At 42.8% G+C, this 341-nt stretch carries 1 protein-coding gene; it reads right to left on the reverse strand.

What is annotated here, in order from left to right:
- Positions 1 to 341: MFS transporter (locus tag AN391_RS20005; RefSeq protein WP_152967923.1), on the reverse strand; the 341-nt coding region annotated here is incomplete at both ends.

The raw sequence follows: 341 nt of genomic DNA on the forward strand, positions 1-341 counted from the left end.
GCGCCGTGAGGTAAGCCACTTAAAAACCGAAAAACAACAAGCTGCTCTAGTGAAGTTGCTAATGCACTCAAACCATTAGCAATACACATTAAGCTTAAAAAAATCAGCAAAGCTTTGCGTTTTCGCATGTTGGCCGTTGTAAGCATTAAAACCGGTGCGCCAACTACAACGCCAATCGCATAGGCGCTAATGGCATAGCCACTTTGCGAAGGGGTTGAGCCAAACGTTTCACTGATCAGCGGCAGCATAGGCATCATTGAAAACTCTGATAATCCTAAAATAAATGTACCTAGCGCTAACACTAATAAAATAGCCGCTTTGTTTAACTGATTAGATGCCGA

The organism is Pseudoalteromonas sp. P1-13-1a (genome assembly GCF_001401875.1).
Classification (GTDB): Bacteria; Pseudomonadota; Gammaproteobacteria; order Enterobacterales; family Alteromonadaceae; genus Pseudoalteromonas.